The organism is Aureimonas mangrovi, from assembly GCF_014058705.1.
Taxonomy (GTDB): domain Bacteria; phylum Pseudomonadota; class Alphaproteobacteria; order Rhizobiales; family Rhizobiaceae; genus Aureimonas; species Aureimonas mangrovi.
The window spans coordinates 3,055,686-3,072,658 of sequence record NZ_CP059692.1 but is presented as its reverse complement, the minus strand read 5'-3'; the positions used below and the strand labels follow the sequence as shown (position 1 = coordinate 3,072,658).

Below are 16,973 nucleotides of genomic sequence, written 5' to 3'. Positions count from 1 at the left end.
CCGCTTGCTCTATCTCCGGCATACAGGCCATCGCAGCGCGACTGAAGAGCCGGACGTGAATCGAAACGGGAAAGACCATGCCGACAGCCTTGATAGCAGCCCTTGCGGGCCTCGTCGGCACCGCGGGTGTCGCGGGCGCGGCCTATGCCTCGCATGGCGGCGATCCGCGGCTCCTCGGTATCGCGGCGGGCATGACGCTTCTCCATGCCCCAGCTCTCCTGGCGCTGGCCGCCTTCGCCGCGCGGGCCGGCTCGCTCTCCCTTCTCACCGCCGCCCTTTGGCTGGTCGGGCTCTTCCTGTTCGGCGGCGACCTCGTCTCGCGCGCCGTATGGGGCACACGCCTCTTCGCATCCGCCGCTCCGGCTGGGGGGCTTCTTCTCATGGCCGGCTGGCTGTCGCTCGTGCCGCTTGGCTGGATCACGGCGCGGCGGCAGTAACGGAACCCTAACGCGACGCGTCCAGATTGTCTCAATTCGTCGAGACCGGCCGCGGGCAAGGGTTCCATGTCGATCAATGTCCGCCTCTTCGCCGGCAGCTTGCTGATCGCGGCCATCGCCCTCGGCTTCTTCGTGCAGAGTCAGGCCGGCCAGTTCGGGGTCCGCAGCCTGTCGTGGCAGGTCTTCGCGCGCGGCGTCGAGCCGCTGGCGGCGGTGCAGGCCGCGCACACCCGCGCGAGTACGCTGGAGGCGCGCTATCTCGCGACGGCCGCGCAGACGGGCCGCCTGGACGCACCGCAGGCCGACGAACTCCTCGCCGAGCTCACCATCATGCTGGACAGACTGGGCGAGGCAGCCGCGCCCCTGCCGGCCGGCAGCGCCTCCCTGCGCGCGCTCGACGAGCTGCGGTTCTCGGTCAGCCGCCTGCGCGCGACGCACGGCGAAATCTCGGAGCGCCTGCTGCGGCGAGAACTTTCGGATATCGGCATCCGCTTCGATTCCGCCGTGACGCAACTTCGCGCCGACGTCGTGCAGATGCGCGACCGCACGGGAGCGAGCCTTGCGGGCGCAATGGAAACGCAGGCGATCGGCCTCGTCGTGCTTCTTGCCGCGCTCGGCGTCTTCGCCGCGTTCCTTTCCGCCAGCGTTGCCGGCCCCTTGCGCGCAGCAGCAGGGGTCGTGCGCTCCATCGAGGAAGATGTCGAGCGGCCGGTGACGCAGAAGGGGCGGGGGCATTTCGCCGAGGTTTTTGGTGCGCTCTCCTCGCTCCAGTCTCGCCTCGCGGAGCGCAAGCGCGAGGGAGAGCGAATGCGTGCGGCCGAGGTCGCGCGGTTGCAGGACGATGTTGAGCGCGAGCGGCGTCGCTTCGAGGCGACGATCGACAACATGAGCGAGGGCTACTGCCTGCTGGACGAGAAGCGCAATCTCGTCGCCGCCAACGGCCCGTTCCGGCGCATGTTCTCCCATCTCAAGCCCGGCGCGAAGGCGAGCGATCTGGCCGCCGATCCGGCGCTCGAACCCGTCATGGAGCCGCAGGCTCCGAGCGTCGTCGTGCGCGAGACGGCGGAGGGGCAGGTGATCGAGGTGCGCCGTCACGGCCTTTCGGGGCGCGGCACCATCATCACGGTCGAGAACGTCACGGCGCAGCACGCGGCGAGCAGGCGGATCGAGGAACTGGCCGGGCGCGACGCACTGACGGGCCTGCCGAACCGCGAGCGCCTCTTTGAAACGCTGGATTCGGCGCTGAAGGGTGCGAACACGCGGCAGGACCTTGCAGTTCTGTGCGTCGATATCGCCGGTTTTCGCCAGATCAATGCCGTCTACGGCAACAGCGTCGGTGACACGGTGCTGCGGGTTGCCGCCCAACGGCTGGGCACGCTTCTGGGAGAGGGTGACGTGCTCGCGCGCACCGGCGCCGACGAGTTCGCGGTGATCCAGACGCGCGCGCCTCAGCCTGGCGGATGCGGAACGCTGGCACGCGCGATCGCGCAGGCGTTCGCGGAGCCGGTGCCTGTCGATGGCGGCGAGATCGAAATCGGTGTCGGCATCGGCATGGTGCATCTGAAGGCGCGCGGCCAACGCGCGCCGCTCGACCCGTTCGCAGTGATGCGCGACGGCGAGATGGCGATGGAGCGCGCGCGCGGCACTGGGGGGCTATGCCTCTTCTCCGAAGAGATGCGGCGAGAGAGCGAGGCGCTGCGCCAGCTTCAAGCGGATCTGAAGCTGGCCGTGCCGCAGGGCCAGCTTGAACTGTTCTACCAGCCCTTCGTGGATGTGGCGCGCGGTAAGGTTTCCGGCTTCGAGGCGCTCCTGCGCTGGCGCCACCCTGTGCGCGGGCTCGTCGCCCCCGGCGAGTTCATCGCCGTCGCGGAGGGCATGGGCCTGATCGACGACATTGGTGGCTGGGTGCTCGGTGAAGCCTGCCGCCAGGCCGCGACATGGCCGGAAGGTCTCGCCGTCTCCGTCAACCTGTCGCCCTTGCAGTTCCGCAGCCCGCAACTCGTGGTGAAGGTCGCGCGCGCACTCGGCGAAAGCGGCCTCGCGCCCGCACGGCTTCAGCTCGAGGTGACGGAATCGGTGTTCCTCGACGAGGTGGAGGGCACGTTGGAAACGCTCTCTGCCCTGCGCGCGCTCGGCCCCACCATCTCGATGGACGATTTCGGCACCGGCTATTCCTCGCTCGGCTATCTGTCGCGTTTTCCCTTCGACAAGATCAAGATCGACCAGTCCTTCGTGCGTGGCATGGCCAAGCCCGAAAACGAGGCGATCGTGCGCGCCGTTATCGGGCTTTCGTCGGCGATGGGCATGGCCGTCATCGCCGAGGGCGTGGAGACGCGCGCCCAGTTCGACCTTCTCTGTCGCGAGGGTTGCCGCGAAATGCAGGGCTATCTTTTCTCCAAGCCTCGCCCGGTCTCCGATCTCGCTAGGCTGATCCTGACGATCGACGGCACCTTCGCGTCGGGCGAGCTGCCGAAGGTCGCGCAGACCTCGCGCCGCGCGCGCAAGGCGAGCGCGGCATAGAAGTTCTCAGGCGACGCCGAGGCCGGCCTTGAGCGCCCGCGAAAGCACGTCGAAAGCATCACTCGTCGGCCCGTCCGCAGGGTGCTGCCCCATCGCGGCGTAGATGTGAGGCACGAGATCGACCGCCTGGTCGAGCGTACCGTCCGCGCCCCTGTTGTAACCGCCGAGGAGGCGCAGGTCGCGCGTGTCCTCAAAGCGCGCGATCATCGCCTTCAGCTTGCCGACCAGATCGCGCTCCTGCGCGCTCCAGGAGAGATCCGAGAGGCGCGAGATCGACTTGAGGAGATCGACGGCCGGAAAGCGGCCTTCCTCGGCGATCGCGCGGTCGAGCACGATATGCCCGTCCAGCGTCCCGCGAATGGCGTCCGCGATCGGCTCGTTGTGATCGTCGCCGTCGACGAGGACGGCGAAGAGACCGGTGATCGTGCCGCCGCCCTCCTGTCCTGGGCCGGCCCGTTCGAGAAGCCGGGGCAGCTCGGAGAAGACGCTCGGCGGATAGCCGCGCGAGACCGGCGGCTCGCCGGCCGCGAGCGCCACGTCGCGTGCGGCGTGGGCGAGGCGGGTGACGGAATCGACGATGAGGAGGACATCGTCTCCGAGGTCGCGGAAATATTCGGCGACCGACATCGCGGTCTTGGGCGCCAGACGTCGCATCATCGGGCTCTCGTCGCCGGTCGCGACCACGGTGACGACGCGGCCGAGCTCGCCCTTCATCGTCTCCTCGAGGAACTCGCGCACCTCGCGGCCCCGCTCGCCGACGAGCGCGACGACCACCGTGTCGAATCCGGGTGCCCGCGCGAGCATGCCCATCAGCGTCGACTTGCCGACGCCCGATCCCGCGAAGATGCCCATGCGCTGGCCTTTCACCAGCGGCGTGAAGATGTCGATCGCCTTCACGCCGGTCTTGACCGGATCCTTGATGCGGCCGCGGCTCATGGCGGCGTCGGGCAGGCGGTCGGCGACCTGCGGGTTACTGCCGGTCTCGATCGGGCAGAGCCCGTCGCAAGGGTGGCCGAAGGCGTCCACCGCGCGGCCCTTCCAGGCGGGGGAGGGGGACAGAGTGACGGGGCCTGTTCGCCATGCGCGGGCCCGCACACGCGCGCGAAAGCCGACGGCGAAAGGTTTGACGGTCGTCGTCTCGGCCTCGACGCGCACGACCTCGCCGAGTTCCTCACCCTCCGGCCCCTCGCACAGGATGCAGTCCCCGAGGCGCACGAAGGGCGAGAGCCCCGAGACCTTCACCGCCTGGGGCGCGACGTCGACCACATGGCCCATGACGCGGATGGAGGGCTCGTCGAGGCCGGCCACGCAGGTGGCCTTTGCCTGCGTCACCGCCCGCCGCCGAGCGCGGCGATCGCGCTATCGAGCGCGCGTTCGGAGGCCTGTGTCAGGCTCGCGGCCTGCTCGAAGGCGCGCTGCACCTCGATGAGGCGCGTGATCTCCAGGATTGGGTTGACGTTGGAGCCTTCCACGAAGCGCTGGACGACGCCCGTCTCGCCGAACTCCACCACCGGCACAGGCTGTTTGTCCGGCAGGACGCCGGAGGTGTCGAAGCGCGTGAGCTGCGTCTCCGGCTGCATCTGGAAGAGGCCGACGGCTCCCACCTGAGCGCCGTTCTGCATGATCATGCCGTCGCGTGCGATCTCGATCGGCCCGCCCGCCGGGTCGAGCTGCAGCGGCGCGCCGCCCACATCGAGGATCGGACGGCCGGTGAGGGTGGTGAGGTCGCCCTCGATGCCCATCATCATGCGCCCGTCGCGCGTGTAGACCGGGCCGTTCGGCCCCTGAAAGGCAAGCCACCCGTCGCCCGAGACGGCGATGTCGAGATCGTTGCCCGTTGCCGTGAGTTCGCCGGCCCTCGTCGAGAGATAACGATCTCCGCTGGAGACGAAGGCAACGCGGCTGCGCTCGGTCGTCGACAAGACCGTCTCGAACTTCACCTCCTCGGCGCGGAAGCCTGCCGTGCGCAGGTTGGCGAGATTGTGGGCGATCGTGTCGAGACGCTTCTCGGTCGCGATCTGCGCCGAGAGGGCGACGGGAATCGAGGTCTGCATGAAGGCCGGTCCTGATGAAAGGGCGGATCGAAGCGCGCGGCGAATGCCGTCGGCCTCTTCGCCCCAGCATCGGCGAGCGGCCTTGTCCGAGCCTGTCAGAAGGCCGGCTTCCTACTGGCCGCGGCCGTATTTGCGGTCGAAACGGTATGCCTGGAACCATGCCAGCGCCCGACAGGCTCGCGCAAGTCGTCCCGCGTACCTCCGAAAGCGTTCGGCGCGAAAGGATTCAGGGGTCGATGGGCATCATTCTCGGTCTGGTCGTGACGCTGGCCTGCCTTTTGGGCGGCTTCATGGCGATGGGCGGCCATATCGGCGTCCTCGTCCAGCCCTTCGAGTACGTCATCATCCTCGGCTCCTCGATCGGCACCTTCTTCGTCGCCAACTCGATGAAGGTCGTGAAGGATACGGGCAAGGCGGTAATGGAGGCGTTCAAGAACGCCGTTCCCAAGCAGCGCGACTATCTCGATCTCCTGAGCCTTCTCCACTCGCTGATGCGCGAGATGCGCGGCAAGCCGCGCTCGGAGGTCGAGGCGCATATCGAGAGCCCGGAAACCTCGCCGATCTTCATGGCATTTCCCGCCATCCTCAAGGACAAAGCGATGACGCACTTCGTGTGCGACTACTGCCGCCTCATCATCATCGGCAATGTGCGCCCGCACGAGATCGAAAGCCTGATGGACGAGGAGATCCAGACGATCTCGCGCGACACGATGAAGCCCAAGCACGCGCTGCAGGACATGGCCGACGGCCTGCCCGCGCTCGGCATCGTCGCCGCCGTCCTCGGCGTCATCAAGGCGATGGGCGCGCTCGACCAGAGCCCGGAAATTCTGGGCCACCTGATCGGCGCCGCCCTCGTCGGCACCTTCGCGGGCATCTTCTTCTCCTACGCCGTCGTCGGCCCGATCGCGGCCAAGGTGAAGAGCGTGCGCGAGAAGAAGGTGCGCATGTACGTCATCGTGAAGCAGACGCTGATCGCCTACATGAACGGCGCGATGCCGCAGGTCGCGCTGGAGTACGGGCGCAAGACCATCTCAGCCTACGACAGGCCCACGATCGACCAGGTCGAGAGCGAGACGCTCGGTGCGCCGGCGCCGGCCGCGCAGGCGGCCTGAGATGACGCTCACGGCCGATCACAATCTGGGCGCCAAGCTGCGCTCCGCTTCGCGGGTCGAAGCCGAGCGGCTACCGCGCCTCAAGGCGATCGCCACCGCGTGGGCCGAAGGCCTCAGGGACTGGCTGGCGCACGACTTCTCCAGCGAGGGCCATGTCGAGTTCGCCGGTGCGTCGGCTCTGCGGATCGGCTCCGGAACGGCCGAGCCGGCCACGATCGCGGTCCTTGCCCCTTCGTCCGGATGGCCGCACCCCGCCCTCGTCCTTGCCGACGATCGCTTCGCCGATCTCGTGCCCGAGCTCCTGTTCGGCGGCGACGGTACGGCCCGGCGTCCCGCCGGCCGGCGCGCGAGCGAGATGGACCTCCGCTTCTGCAAGCTCGTGGTCGAAAAGACATTGTCGCTCGGCAATGCCGCCCTCGCCCCCGTGATGGACGTGGCACTCGCCTGCGAACGCACCTTCTCGCACGAGGCCGGCGCTCGCCTCACTGAAATCTTCGCGGACGAGCCTGTGGACTACATCCAGCTCGATTTCCGCTTCTCGCTCGGCCGCGCCGAAAGCCGCCTGCGGGTGGCGCTGCCCGAGAGCGTCGTCGCGCTCCATCGCCGCAAGCTCGACCGCCTGCCGGAGGCCGCCGCGCCCGCCATCGACCCCGACTGGGCGCGCGAGATCGAGGAGCGCCTGCAGCACGCCGACATGCAACTCACCGCCCTTCTCGACGAGAAGCCGATGACGCTCGGCGGCATCGCCGGCCTCGCCGTCGGCCAGACCATCGTGCTCGGCACGCGCGTCGACGGTCTCATCACCGTCGAATGCGAGGACCGGCGCCTGTTCCGCGGCCGCATGGGCCGAGGCCGCGAGGCCTATCTCGTGCGTATCGAAGAGACGATCGACCCGACCGAGGAGTTCATCGATGATATCCTTGCTGACTGACGTCGTTCTCGTGGCGGCGCTCGTCTTCACGAGCTGGCGCACCGGCGTGATGTACCGAGAACTGCGCAAGCTGCGCGGCGAGAACTCCGTCTTCCGTCAGACGCTCGCCTCCGCCGACAGCGCCATCAACAAGGCCGCGCTCGCGGTGGTGACGCTGAAGAGCGACGGCCTCGCTACGATCTGCGCGCTGGAGGAGCGAACCATCGAGGCGCGCCGCCAGGCCGACCGGCTCGACCACGCCATCCGCGCGGCCGATCTGCGCTTCGCGCTCGTCGAACACGAGGAACGCTCCGCCGCCTGAGCAGCGACAGAGGCTGTCCTCCCGACCCTTTGCCCCGATCCATCCCTTGCAAGGGAAAGCCCGAAATGACCGACGACCAGACCCAGGCCGACGCGCCCTACACGATCGACGCCGAAGCCGTCGAAACCGTCTCGGACGGCAAGCCAAACCTCGATCTCATCATGGACATTCCCGTCACCATGCAGGTGGTGCTGGGAACGGCGGTGATGCCGGTCGCCAACCTCGTCAAGCTCGGCCGCGGGGCGGTCGTCAAGCTCGACACCAATGTCGGCGATCCGGTGGACCTGATGGTGAACGGCCGCGTCGTGGCGCGTGGCGAGGTGGTGGTGCTCGAGAACGAGGACACCCGCTTCGGCATCACCCTCACCGAGATCGTCTCGCCGGGCACCCGCCCAGCCCGCACCCGCGCTTCGGCCGCCTGAGGCCATGAGCGTCGCGGCCTACGACGAACGGGGCATGTCGCCGGCGCGCCTGGCCGGGCCCGCACGCGCGGCGGTGCTGCTGCTGGCAATGGGGCCGGCCGGCGCCGGGCGCCTCCTGAAGCACCTTTCGCCCGAAGAGATTCGGGCGCTGCGACGCAGCGCGGCCGGGCAGACGCCGGTCTCGCCGCTCGAACTCGACGAACTCGTCTCCGAGTTTCAGGAGGCCTTCAAGTCCGGCCCGGGCATCACCGCGCTCGACCGCGAGATGCGCAAGCTGCTCGAGGTTTCGCTGACAAGCGAGGAACTGACGGCCGTCCTCCAGGACGAGGAAGGTCCCGCCGTCGACCCCGCGCTTTCCGTATGGGAAGCCTTTGTGCAGACGGGCGCCGAGGCAATGCGCGCCTCGCTCGCCATGGAACACCCGCAATTCGTCGCGCTGGTGCTGACGAAGCTCCCGGCCGAGTCCGCCGCGCTCGTCGCCGCCGGCTTCGAGGCGCCGCTGCGCAACGACGTCCTGCGCCGCATGCTGCTCGTCAAGCCGCTCCAGCCGGCCATCGAGGCGCTGGTCGAGACGACGATGCGCGAGGTTCTTCTGTCAGATCGCGAGCGGGCGAGCCGCAGCGCCCGCCATGTCGGCCTCGCCGAGATCGTCAACCGGATGGACAAGCGCGAGGCTGACGAGCTTCTTGCCACCATCGCCGAGACCAAACCGGAAGAAGCAGAAGTGGTGCGCCGGCTCCTGTTCTCCTTCGAGGACATCGTGGCGCTCAGCGCCCGCTCGCGCCTCGTCCTTTTCGACGACGTGTCGGCCGACCTCGTCACCACAGCGCTCGCGGGTGCGGAGGGCGAATTGCGCGAAGCGGTCCTGTCTTCGCTCGCCGCGCGCGCCCGTCGCATGGTGGAGGCCGAGCTTGCTCAGCCGCGAGAACTCGACGCGACGGCCGTCGTTTCGGCCCGGCGTGCCATCGCCGCCCTCGCGCTGCGGCTTGCCGGCGAAGGCCGCATCGCACTGCCGGACGCTGCCTGATGCACGGGGGCGCCCACCCATCCCTCTCGATGAGGCCGGACGGGCGTGTCGGACACGGCTGACAAGAGCTCCAAGACAGAGGAGCCGACCGAGAAGAAGATCCGCGACAGCGTCGAGAAGGGCAACCTGCCGGTCTCGCGCGAGGCGCCGATCCTCGGTTCGCTGCTCGCGGCGATGGCCTTCCTGACGTTTCAGCTCCAGCGCGGCGGGGAGCGGCTTGGCCAGGGCCTTCAGGCCGTCTTCGAGAATCCGGCCCAGTGGGACCTCGCGACCGGGCGCGACGCGCTGCATCTGATGCACGTCGCCGGGCTGGAGATGGCGTGGTTCATCGCCCCGGCCGCCGCGCTCTTCATCCTCGCGGGCATCCTGTCCTCGGTGCTTCAGAACGCACCGCAGATCAACGCCGAGCGCATCCGGCCGAAATGGTCGAATGTCTCGCCGGCCCAGGGCTGGACGCGCATGTTCGGCGCGCGCGGCTTCACCGAGTTCGGCAAGTCCGTGTTCAAGTTCGGCGCGATCTCCGTGATCGTCATGATGTTCCTCGTCAACGACCTGGAAGCGGCGGTCGGCACGATGTTCACCGATCCCGCGCAATTGCCCGAGACGATCCTGACGATGTCCATGCAGCTCCTGTCGGCGGTGTCGATCGCCACGATCGTGCTCGTGGCGGCCGACCTCATGTTCTCGCGGGTTCACTGGCGGCGCGACCTGCGCATGACGAAGCAGGAGATCAAGGACGAGCACAAGCAGGCCGAGGGCGATCCGATGGTCAAGGCGCGCCAGCGCCAGATCGCGCGTGACCGCTCGCGCAAACGCATGATGGCGTCGGTGCCGAAGGCGACGCTCGTGATCGCCAATCCGACGCACTACGCCATTGCGCTTCGCTATGTGCGCGAGGAGGGCGGCGCGCCGCTGGTCGTGGCCAAGGGCGTCGATCTGGTCGCGCTCAAGATTCGCGAGGTCGCCGAAGCGAATGATATTCCCGTGATCGAAGACAAGCTCTTGGCAAGGTCGATGTACGACCATGTGGATGTCGACCAGATGATCCCCCCGCAATTCTTCAAGGCGGTGGCCGAACTCATCTACTATCTGCACGCGCGAGAGGGGGCGCGGGTCGACGTCGGCGTCGCCTGATCTTCGCGACGCGAAGACGATTTCATGCCGGGCCGGTTCGCCGTATCCGTAAATTCAACGAGACGACAGAGAAGCGCCACATGGGTTATCATGCCATGCTCGACATCCGTAACAAGCATGCCGTGGCGCGCGAGCGGCTTCTCGCCGGAGCGGTGAAGGAGGTTGCGGCCGAGTTGCGCCTCGTCGACGTCGTCGATTACGTCGCCTTCCTTCGCCTCGATCTTCTCGGCAACATCGCCGATCTCGTCGAGAGCGCCGCGCAGCTGTATCTGGCGCCTGGCACGCTTCGCTTCGGGCAGGGTGGCGACGTGAAGCTTCTGTGGGGATCTGCACCCGAGATCGACCTCGACATGGAATTCCGCTCGCAAGGGGTGAGTGCGCATTTCCGCCTCGGCCTCACCGCGACGCTCGCGCGCGTCACCATCACCTACCTCGCCTTCGACGATCCGGACGACGATCCCGAGGTCAACACGCAGCGCCTCGCCGCCGCCATCGCCGCCGCGCGTCTCCAGCCTGCGATGCCGCCGGCTGATGCGCATTAATCTTCCGTTAATGAATTACTTGAAGAAAACTTAACAGCCGACAATCATCTGCAGGATAGACTTCATCCTGCAAGCTTGACGCAAGTGCCCCGCCTTAGACATCGGTTAACCACGATTGCGGCGAGGGGACATGCCGATGAGTGAGGTCTATCTCTTCGGCCTGACCGCGCGACACGCGGAATTTCTCGCGACGCGTCAGAGCGTCATCGCCGAGAACGTCGCCAACGCGGACACGCCGGGCTTTCGCGCCCGCGACGTGAAGCCCTTCTCCGAAGTCCTCGAAACGACCCGCCTCGAGATGGCCGGCACCGACCGTCTGCACATGGCCGGCGGAAGCGGGCGCGCGGGCGCGGTCGAGGAGGTCTCTGCCGAGCGCTGGGACGTCACGCACTCCGGCAACACTGTGAGCCTCGAGCAGGAGATGATGAAGGCCGGACGCGTGGCGGGCGAATACTCGCTGAACACCTCCATCACCAAGGCCTTCCACCGCATGTTCATGTCGACGCTGAGGGGCTGACGATGTCGATCGATCCCATTGCCTCCACGCTGAAGATCGCCGCATCCGCGTTGGAAGCGCAGTCCACGCGCCTTCGCGTCGTGTCCGAGAACGTCGCCAACGCGCGCTCCACCGGCCAGACGCCCGGCGCCAACCCCTATCGCCGCCAGATCGTGACCTTCGAGGGCGAGCTCGACCGCATGAGCGGCGCGAGCCTCGTCGAGGTCTCCAGGATCGGCGTCGACCGCTCGGATTTCCGCCTCGAACACGACCCCGGCAACCCGGCCGCCGACGAGAACGGCTACGTGAAGCTGCCGAACGTCAACATGCTCGTGGAGATGGCCGACATGCGCGAGGCCAACCGCTCCTACGAGGCGAACCTCCAGGTCGTGCGTCAGGCGCGCGAGCTGATCAATCTCACCATCGACCTGATGAGGACCTGACGATGATCCCCGCCATCGGCTCAACCCTGCCGCGCTTCGATATCACCCCCGTCGGCGGTGCCGCCTTCCCGTCGGCGACCCTGCCGGGTGCGGCCGCCGGAGCGGGCGCGGACTTCTCCTCGGTCATGTCGCAGGTCGCGGCCGACGCGGTGAACGGCCTGAAGGCGGCCGAGCAGGTCTCGATCCAGGGCGTGCAGGGCAGCGCCTCCACGCAGGCCGTCGTCGAGGCCGTGATGAACGCGGAGCGCACGCTCCAGACCGCCGTCGCCGTCCGCGACAAGGTGGTCTCCGCCTATCTCGAACTGTCCCGCATGGCGATCTGAGGAACGACGAAGATGCGAGCCCTTGCCATTGCCGCGACCGGCATGAACGCGCAGCAGACCAACGTGGAGGTGATCGCCAACAACATCGCGAACATCAACACGACGGGCTTCAAGCGTGCCCGCGCCGAGTTCACCGACCTTCTCTACCAGATCGAGCGCATGCAGGGCGTGCCCGCCCGCGGCGGCGAGAACGTCGTTCCGGAGGGCGCACAGATCGGTCTCGGCGTGCGCACGGCGGCCGTGCGCAACGTCCACCTGCAGGGCGCGCTGGACCAGACCGGCAACCAGCTCGACGTCGCCATCAACGGCAAGGGCTGGTTCCAGATCGAGGGACCGGGCGGCGAGACCCTCTACACGCGCAACGGCGCCTTCAACAAGAACGACGAGGGCCAGCTCGTCACGCTCGACGGCTTCCAGGTCGACCCCGCGATCAACGTGCCGATCGAAGCGATCGAGGTCATCATCAACGAATCCGGTCAGGTCTTCGCTCGCCTCGACGGACAGGAGGACCAGGAGCTCGGACAGCTCACGCTCGTCAACTTCGCCAACGAACCGGGCCTTTCGGCGCAGGGCGGCGGACTCTTCCGCGAGACGCTCGCTTCGGGTGCGCCGGTGGCGGGCGTTCCGGGCGATCCGAGCTACGGCACGCTGCGCCAGGGCTATCTGGAGGATTCCAACGTCGATCCGGTGCGCGAGATCTCCGAACTGATCTCGGCCCAGCGCGCCTACGAGATGAACTCCAAGGTCATCCAGGCGGCCGACGAGATGGCCGGAACCGTCTCCAAGGGGATCCGCTGACCATGAGCGCCCGCGCCACGCGCGAGAGGCTTCTGGCCGCGCTCTACGGCGCGGCCGTCCTTCTCTTCTCGCTGTTCCTGCTCGCCGTTCCGGTCCGGGCGTTTTCGGCCGAGATCGACCTGCCGGTGCCGACTGCGGTCGTCTATCCCGGCCAGAGCATCCTCGATCGTGGCGTCATCGACGCGCGCTTCTCGGTGCCCGGCGCCAGCCTTTCCTCCTACGTGGTAGAGCGTGGCATGCTGCGCGACAAGATCGCGCGCCGCACGCTCCTGCCCGGCAAGCCGATCATGCTCTCCGACCTGAAGTCGCCCGACATCGTGCGCGCGGGCGTTCCCACCAACATCGTCTACCGCGAGCCCGGCCTGATGATCTCGGCCGTCGGCCTGCCGCTCGCCTCGGCGGGCGAGGGCGACATGGTGCGGGTGCGCAACGTGGATTCGGGCGTCACCATCTCCGGCCTCGTCTCGCGCGACGGCACGATCGAGATCGTCGACTGATGCGTAAGCGCGCCCTTCCGCTTCTCGCCCTCGCGCTGGTCCTCGTCCTCGGCGAGGCCGCGCGTGCGGCCGATTTCGCCGCACCCGCCGGCCAGATCGGCATCGGCGCCAACGAGCATTTCACCCATCTGAACCGCTCGCCCGAGGCGCGCCGCCTGGCCGGGGTTCGCATCAAGGACATCACCACCATCAAGGGCGTCCGGGAGAACCAGCTCGTCGGCTACGGCCTCGTGATCGGTCTGTCCGGCACCGGTGACAGCCTGCGCAACTCGCCCTTCACCGAGCAGTCGCTCCAGTCGATGCTCGACCGCATGGGCGTCAACGTGCGCTCTGCCAACCCGCGCACGCGCAACGTCGCGGCGGTCGTCGTCACCGCCGAGCTTCCCGCCTTCGTCGGCAACGGCTCGCGCATCGATGTCTCGGTCTCGTCGCTGGGCGATGCCGCCTCGCTGATGGGCGGCACGCTGATCATGACACCCCTTTATGGCCCGGACGGCGAGATCTACGCCGTCGCGCAGGGGCCGCTCGCCGTCTCTGGCTTCACGGGCGAGGGCGCGAACGAGACGCTGACGCAGGGCGTGCCGACCGCCGGGCGCATCGCCAACGGCGCGCTGATCGAGCGCGAGGTGCCGCGCCCCGCCATCGAGACGGCGACGATCACGATGGAGATGCGCAACCCCGACTACCGCACGACGATCCGCGTCGTGGACGCGATCAACGCCTTCGCCAGGAACCGTTACGGGCGCGTCGTCGCACGCGAGCAGGACATCCGCACCATCACCCTCACGCGCCCCTCAGACTTCTCCTCCACGCGTTTCCTCGCCGAGATCGGCGATATCACCGTCGAGCCCGACCAGCCGGCGCGTGTGGTGATCGACGAGCGCACCGGCACGATCGTCATCGGCAAAGAAGTGCAGATCTCCACCGTCGCGGTGACGCATGGCTCGCTGACAGTGCGCATCACCGACGTTCCGGTGATTTCGCAGCCCGCGCCTTTCTCGGACGGCGAGACGGTCCTGACGGCCGATACGGTGGTTGACGCCCAGCAGGAGGGCGGTCAGCTCGCCTATGTCGAGGGCGCCAATCTGGATTCGGTCGTTCGCGGCCTCAACCGTCTCGGGCTCCGCCCGACCGGCATCATCGCCATCCTCCAGGCGATCAAGACCTCCGGCGCCCTTCAGGCCGACCTCGTGGTGCAATGATGAAGACCCTTCGCCTCCTCATTCTCGCCTGCGCGGCGCTCGCTCCCTTCGCCGGCCCGGTGGCCGCGCAGGGCGGCGGCGAGCCGATCCGCGTCCTCGGGCCGGACGGAACGCGCCGCGAGGGCGCCACGCCCCAGAACACAAGCACGGTGCGCGTCATCGGCTCGGACGGGCGCGAGGAAACGGTGGCCGCACCCGTCCTCAGTGATGTCGAACGCTACTGCGTGGCGATCGCCGACCCTGCACGAGACGCGCGCGCCGCCCTGCAGACGGAGCGCCTGCAGGCGCTGGAGGTCGAGATCGACGCGCGCATCGACGAACTGGAAGCCAAGCGGGCCGAATACGAGGAATGGCTGGAGAAGCGCCAGGCCTTCCTCGATTCCACCTCCGCGATCATGCTGGACATCTACGCCTCGATGCGGCCCGACGCGGCGGCCGCACAGCTTGCCGGCCTCGATCGCGAGGCGGCGGCCGCCATCATCGCGCGCCTGAAGTCGCGCCAGGCGAGCGCCATCCTCACCGAGATGCCGGCGCCTGTGGCCGCCGAGATCGCGGGCGTCATCGTCACGCGCACCGATCGCGGTTCCGACCTCCAGGCTTCCGCTGGAACGGAGGTTCGCTCGTGACCGCCCTTCGCGCCGGCGCCGGCCTTCTCGCCATGCTCTCGCTCTCGGGCTGCATGACGACGCGTGACGATTTCCGCGCCGAGCCGGCCATGTCGCCGGTGGGCACGGGCATCTATCACAACACGCCGATCGTGCAGCCGGCGGCCTTTCCGGCTGACGTGCCTCGCACGACCAACTCGCTCTGGACGGACCGCAACGCGGACTTCTTCCGTGATACGCGCGCCCTCAAGATCGGTGACATCGTCACGGTCTCGATCGAGATCAGCGATCAGGCCCAGCTCAACAACAACACTCGCCGCGAGCGCGATTCCGGCGTTGATGTCGGCCTCGATCTCGGCGGCGCCATCTCCGGCACGTCCCTCGGCACGGTGGGCGGGACGATCGGCCTGTCGAACGGCACTGACAGCGAGGGGCGCGGCTCGATCCGGCGCTCAGAGCGCATCAACCTGTCGATCGCCGCGGTGGTCACGCAGGTCCTGCCGAACGGCAACCTTTTCATCGCCGGTCAGCAGGAGGTGCGCGTCAACTACGAGCTGCGCGTCCTGAACATCGCCGGCTTCATCCGACCGGGCGATATCCTGCCGAACAACACGATCCCCTACGACAAGATCGCCGAGGCCCGGATTTCCTACGGTGGACGCGGCCGCCTGTCGGAAGTGCAGCAGCCTGGTTGGGGCCAGCAGGCGCTCGACAACGTTCTGCCATATTGACGCCGCACGCGAGCCGATAAGGCTCGCGTCAGCCACCCCCCTTAAGTCCTCGTTAAGCATCGCCGATCGGCGGGTGCTTTCTCGAAAGACGCACGGGGTGAACGATGGCCGATCCTGCCGCCTTGGCGCTCGATCCGCCGGCCGCAGAGGCCGGCAAGGGCAAGACGCCCGGCAGGGGCGCGACGATCACCGCGGTTGTGCTCTCCACCCTGCTCGCTCTCGCGGCGGGTGGCGGCACGGGCCTCCTTCTCGCCAATGATGCGCCGCCGGCGCCCGAGACCGTTGAGGTCCCGGGCACGGAAAACCCGGCCGCCTACGCCTCCGAAAGCGCGCCGCTCACGCTCGTCACGCTGGCGCCCGTCATCACCAACATCGCATCGCCCCCTTCAGCCATCCTGCGCGTCGAGGCGAGCCTCGTCGTGCGCGCAGAACAGGCCGGCGACACCACCCTCCTCGCCGCACAGGTGGGCGCCGACACGCTGGCCTTCGCGCGCTCGCTGGACCTCGCCCAGATCGAGGGATCGCGCGGCCTCCTGCATCTGCGCGAGGACCTGCGCGAACGCGCCATGCTGCGTTCGCCCGCGGTGGCCGACTACGTCATCCACTCCCTCATCGCCCAATGATCCGGGCGCTCTGGCTCCTGGCGGCGCTTCTCGTCGTCGGTCCCGCCTCCGCGCAGGAAGCGGGCGGGGCGCTCGCAGACCTGTCGGGCCTGATCCCGGCCGGTGATGCGGCCGTGTCGGGGCGCATCATTCAGCTCTTCGGCATCGTCACCATCCTGTCGATCGCGCCGGGCCTTCTGGTGATGGTCACGAGCTTCACGCGCGTCGTCATCGCGCTGTCGATCCTGCGCACGGGCCTCGGCCTCCAGTCGACGCCGGCCAACCTGATCCTGATCTCGCTGTCACTCTTCATCACATTCTTCGTGATGGCGCCGACCTTCGATCAGGCCTGGCGCGACGGCCTGCAGCCGCTGCTGGCCAACGAGATCACCGAACAGGAAGCCTTCGAGCGCATCTCCGATCCCTTCGCGGACTTCATGCTCAGCCAGGTGCGCCCGCAGGATCTGGCGCTCTTCGCCGACATCGCCGCGGGCTCCCTCGGAGAAGCGCCGGTTGAGGAGACGCAGACGGGTGAAACCACCACCGACGACGTGGACCTACGCGTCCTCATCCCCGCCTTCATGATCTCGGAACTGCGCCGCGGCTTCGAGATCGGTTTCCTGATCGTCCTGCCCTTTCTCGTCATTGACCTGATCGTGGCGACGCTCACCATGTCGATGGGCATGATGATGCTGCCGCCGACGATCATCTCGCTGCCGTTCAAGATCCTGTTCTTCGTCCTCATCGACGGCTGGAACATGCTGACCGGCTCGCTGGTGCGCTCGTTCTTCTGACC

21 protein-coding genes are annotated in these 16,973 nt (G+C 67.9%); 19 read left to right on the top strand and 2 right to left on the bottom strand.

The genetic code is table 11. The features are described from left to right. Nucleotides 1-77 precede the first annotated feature (77 nt). Together H1343_RS14815 and H1343_RS14810 are read left to right on the top strand one after the other, a co-directional pair. Nucleotides 78-437 (top strand): DUF423 domain-containing protein, encoded by a 360-nt coding sequence (locus H1343_RS14815; protein ID WP_185983611.1) that lies wholly within the window; start codon nt 78-80, stop codon nt 435-437. 66 nt (nt 438-503) lie between these two features. Further along, complete coding sequence (locus H1343_RS14810) at nt 504-2,957, top strand: putative bifunctional diguanylate cyclase/phosphodiesterase (protein WP_185983610.1); 2,454 nt, start codon at nt 504-506, stop codon at nt 2,955-2,957. A 6-nt stretch (nt 2,958-2,963) separates the two neighbouring features. Here the strand turns inward: H1343_RS14810 and H1343_RS14805 are convergent, their stop codons facing one another. Both H1343_RS14805 and flgF read right to left on the bottom strand, forming a co-directional pair. Next, nucleotides 2,964-4,232 carry a FliI/YscN family ATPase gene (locus tag H1343_RS14805; RefSeq protein WP_185985694.1) on the bottom strand — a complete coding sequence of 423 codons (1,269 nt, stop codon included), beginning with the start codon at nt 4,230-4,232 and terminating at the stop codon, nt 2,964-2,966. Between the two features lie 53 nt (nt 4,233-4,285). Further along, nucleotides 4,286-5,011, bottom strand: coding sequence for a flagellar basal-body rod protein FlgF (gene flgF / locus H1343_RS14800; RefSeq protein WP_185983609.1), 726 nt, complete (start codon nt 5,009-5,011; stop codon nt 4,286-4,288). Between the two features lie 236 nt (nt 5,012-5,247). Between flgF and motA the strand changes: the two genes are divergently transcribed. The 17 genes from motA (at nt 5,248) to fliP (ending at nt 16,971) form a co-directional block, all read left to right on the top strand. After that, nucleotides 5,248-6,123, top strand: coding sequence for a flagellar motor stator protein MotA (gene motA / locus H1343_RS14795; protein ID WP_185983608.1), 876 nt, complete (start codon nt 5,248-5,250; stop codon nt 6,121-6,123). Nucleotide 6,124: 1 nt separating this feature from the next. Further along, complete coding sequence (locus tag H1343_RS14790; RefSeq protein WP_185983607.1) at nt 6,125-7,054, top strand: FliM/FliN family flagellar motor switch protein; 930 nt, start codon at nt 6,125-6,127, stop codon at nt 7,052-7,054. After that, the gene (locus H1343_RS14785; protein WP_210270045.1) at nt 7,044-7,355 is read left to right on the top strand and encodes a hypothetical protein; all 312 of its coding nucleotides are present in this window, start codon (nt 7,044-7,046) and stop codon (nt 7,353-7,355) included. The genes H1343_RS14790 and H1343_RS14785 overlap by 11 nt, the downstream gene beginning before the upstream one ends. Nucleotides 7,356-7,420: 65 nt before the next feature. After that, nucleotides 7,421-7,777 (top strand): flagellar motor switch protein FliN, encoded by a 357-nt coding sequence (gene fliN, locus H1343_RS14780; RefSeq protein WP_185983605.1) that lies wholly within the window; start codon nt 7,421-7,423, stop codon nt 7,775-7,777. Between the two features lie 4 nt (nt 7,778-7,781). Beyond that, nucleotides 7,782-8,804 carry a FliG C-terminal domain-containing protein gene (locus H1343_RS14775; protein WP_210270044.1) on the top strand — a complete coding sequence of 341 codons (1,023 nt, stop codon included), beginning with the start codon at nt 7,782-7,784 and terminating at the stop codon, nt 8,802-8,804. A gap of 45 nt (nt 8,805-8,849) precedes the next feature. Beyond that, nucleotides 8,850-9,938 carry a flagellar biosynthesis protein FlhB gene (flhB, locus tag H1343_RS14770; RefSeq protein ID WP_185983603.1) on the top strand — a complete coding sequence of 363 codons (1,089 nt, stop codon included), beginning with the start codon at nt 8,850-8,852 and terminating at the stop codon, nt 9,936-9,938. Nucleotides 9,939-10,018: 80 nt separating this feature from the next. Continuing rightward, the gene (locus H1343_RS14765; protein ID WP_425484597.1) at nt 10,019-10,480 is read left to right on the top strand and encodes a hypothetical protein; all 462 of its coding nucleotides are present in this window, start codon (nt 10,019-10,021) and stop codon (nt 10,478-10,480) included. 136 nt (nt 10,481-10,616) lie between these two features. Further along, nucleotides 10,617-10,997: a flagellar basal body rod protein FlgB gene (flgB, locus tag H1343_RS14760; RefSeq protein ID WP_185983602.1), complete on the top strand. Its 381-nt coding sequence runs from the start codon at nt 10,617-10,619 to the stop codon at nt 10,995-10,997. A gap of 2 nt (nt 10,998-10,999) precedes the next feature. Continuing rightward, nucleotides 11,000-11,419: a flagellar basal body rod protein FlgC gene (gene flgC, locus H1343_RS14755; protein ID WP_425484596.1), complete on the top strand. Its 420-nt coding sequence runs from the start codon at nt 11,000-11,002 to the stop codon at nt 11,417-11,419. A 2-nt stretch (nt 11,420-11,421) separates the two neighbouring features. Continuing rightward, entirely contained in the window at nt 11,422-11,742 is a 321-nt protein-coding gene (fliE, locus tag H1343_RS14750) for a flagellar hook-basal body complex protein FliE (protein WP_185983601.1), read from the top strand. A 12-nt stretch (nt 11,743-11,754) separates the two neighbouring features. Then, entirely contained in the window at nt 11,755-12,540 is a 786-nt protein-coding gene (gene flgG, locus H1343_RS14745) for a flagellar basal-body rod protein FlgG (protein ID WP_185983600.1), read from the top strand. Between the two features lie 2 nt (nt 12,541-12,542). Further along, the gene (gene flgA / locus H1343_RS14740; RefSeq protein WP_185983599.1) at nt 12,543-13,037 is read left to right on the top strand and encodes a flagellar basal body P-ring formation chaperone FlgA; all 495 of its coding nucleotides are present in this window, start codon (nt 12,543-12,545) and stop codon (nt 13,035-13,037) included. Continuing rightward, nucleotides 13,037-14,239, top strand: a complete 1,203-nt coding sequence (flgI, locus tag H1343_RS14735) for a flagellar basal body P-ring protein FlgI (RefSeq protein WP_185983598.1) — start codon at nt 13,037-13,039, stop codon at nt 14,237-14,239. Before flgA ends, flgI begins: the two co-directional genes overlap by 1 nt. Beyond that, on the top strand, nt 14,236-14,865 hold the full coding sequence (locus H1343_RS14730; RefSeq protein ID WP_210270043.1) for a MotE family protein: 630 nt from the start codon (nt 14,236-14,238) through the stop codon (nt 14,863-14,865). Before flgI ends, H1343_RS14730 begins: the two co-directional genes overlap by 4 nt. Further along, complete coding sequence (flgH, locus tag H1343_RS14725) at nt 14,862-15,575, top strand: flagellar basal body L-ring protein FlgH (RefSeq protein ID WP_246333126.1); 714 nt, start codon at nt 14,862-14,864, stop codon at nt 15,573-15,575. Before H1343_RS14730 ends, flgH begins: the two co-directional genes overlap by 4 nt. 104 nt (nt 15,576-15,679) lie before the next feature. Further along, nucleotides 15,680-16,198: a flagellar basal body-associated FliL family protein gene (locus H1343_RS14720; RefSeq protein ID WP_185983596.1), complete on the top strand. Its 519-nt coding sequence runs from the start codon at nt 15,680-15,682 to the stop codon at nt 16,196-16,198. Then, entirely contained in the window at nt 16,195-16,971 is a 777-nt protein-coding gene (gene fliP / locus H1343_RS14715) for a flagellar type III secretion system pore protein FliP (protein ID WP_185983595.1), read from the top strand. Before H1343_RS14720 ends, fliP begins: the two co-directional genes overlap by 4 nt. The last annotated feature ends 2 nt before the right edge of the window (nt 16,972-16,973 follow it).

What these genes read in the sequence shown, in the direction of transcription:
- H1343_RS14815 (WP_185983611.1), top strand. Translation starts at nt 78, where the DNA reads ATGCCGACAGCCTTGATAGCAGCCCTTGCGGGCCTCGTCGGCACCGCG.
- H1343_RS14810 (WP_185983610.1), top strand. Translation starts at nt 504, where the DNA reads ATGTCGATCAATGTCCGCCTCTTCGCCGGCAGCTTGCTGATCGCGGCC.
- H1343_RS14805 (WP_185985694.1), bottom strand. Translation starts at nt 4,232, where the DNA reads ATGGGCCATGTGGTCGACGTCGCGCCCCAGGCGGTGAAGGTCTCGGGG.
- flgF (WP_185983609.1), bottom strand. Translation starts at nt 5,011, where the DNA reads ATGCAGACCTCGATTCCCGTCGCCCTCTCGGCGCAGATCGCGACCGAG.
- motA (WP_185983608.1), top strand. Translation starts at nt 5,248, where the DNA reads ATGGGCATCATTCTCGGTCTGGTCGTGACGCTGGCCTGCCTTTTGGGC.
- H1343_RS14790 (WP_185983607.1), top strand. Translation starts at nt 6,125, where the DNA reads ATGACGCTCACGGCCGATCACAATCTGGGCGCCAAGCTGCGCTCCGCT.
- fliN (WP_185983605.1), top strand. Translation starts at nt 7,421, where the DNA reads ATGACCGACGACCAGACCCAGGCCGACGCGCCCTACACGATCGACGCC.
- H1343_RS14775 (WP_210270044.1), top strand. Translation starts at nt 7,782, where the DNA reads ATGAGCGTCGCGGCCTACGACGAACGGGGCATGTCGCCGGCGCGCCTG.
- H1343_RS14765 (WP_425484597.1), top strand. Translation starts at nt 10,019, where the DNA reads ATGGGTTATCATGCCATGCTCGACATCCGTAACAAGCATGCCGTGGCG.
- flgB (WP_185983602.1), top strand. Translation starts at nt 10,617, where the DNA reads ATGAGTGAGGTCTATCTCTTCGGCCTGACCGCGCGACACGCGGAATTT.
- flgC (WP_425484596.1), top strand. Translation starts at nt 11,000, where the DNA reads ATGTCGATCGATCCCATTGCCTCCACGCTGAAGATCGCCGCATCCGCG.
- fliE (WP_185983601.1), top strand. Translation starts at nt 11,422, where the DNA reads ATGATCCCCGCCATCGGCTCAACCCTGCCGCGCTTCGATATCACCCCC.
- flgG (WP_185983600.1), top strand. Translation starts at nt 11,755, where the DNA reads ATGCGAGCCCTTGCCATTGCCGCGACCGGCATGAACGCGCAGCAGACC.
- flgA (WP_185983599.1), top strand. Translation starts at nt 12,543, where the DNA reads ATGAGCGCCCGCGCCACGCGCGAGAGGCTTCTGGCCGCGCTCTACGGC.
- flgI (WP_185983598.1), top strand. Translation starts at nt 13,037, where the DNA reads ATGCGTAAGCGCGCCCTTCCGCTTCTCGCCCTCGCGCTGGTCCTCGTC.
- H1343_RS14730 (WP_210270043.1), top strand. Translation starts at nt 14,236, where the DNA reads ATGATGAAGACCCTTCGCCTCCTCATTCTCGCCTGCGCGGCGCTCGCT.
- H1343_RS14720 (WP_185983596.1), top strand. Translation starts at nt 15,680, where the DNA reads ATGGCCGATCCTGCCGCCTTGGCGCTCGATCCGCCGGCCGCAGAGGCC.
- fliP (WP_185983595.1), top strand. Translation starts at nt 16,195, where the DNA reads ATGATCCGGGCGCTCTGGCTCCTGGCGGCGCTTCTCGTCGTCGGTCCC.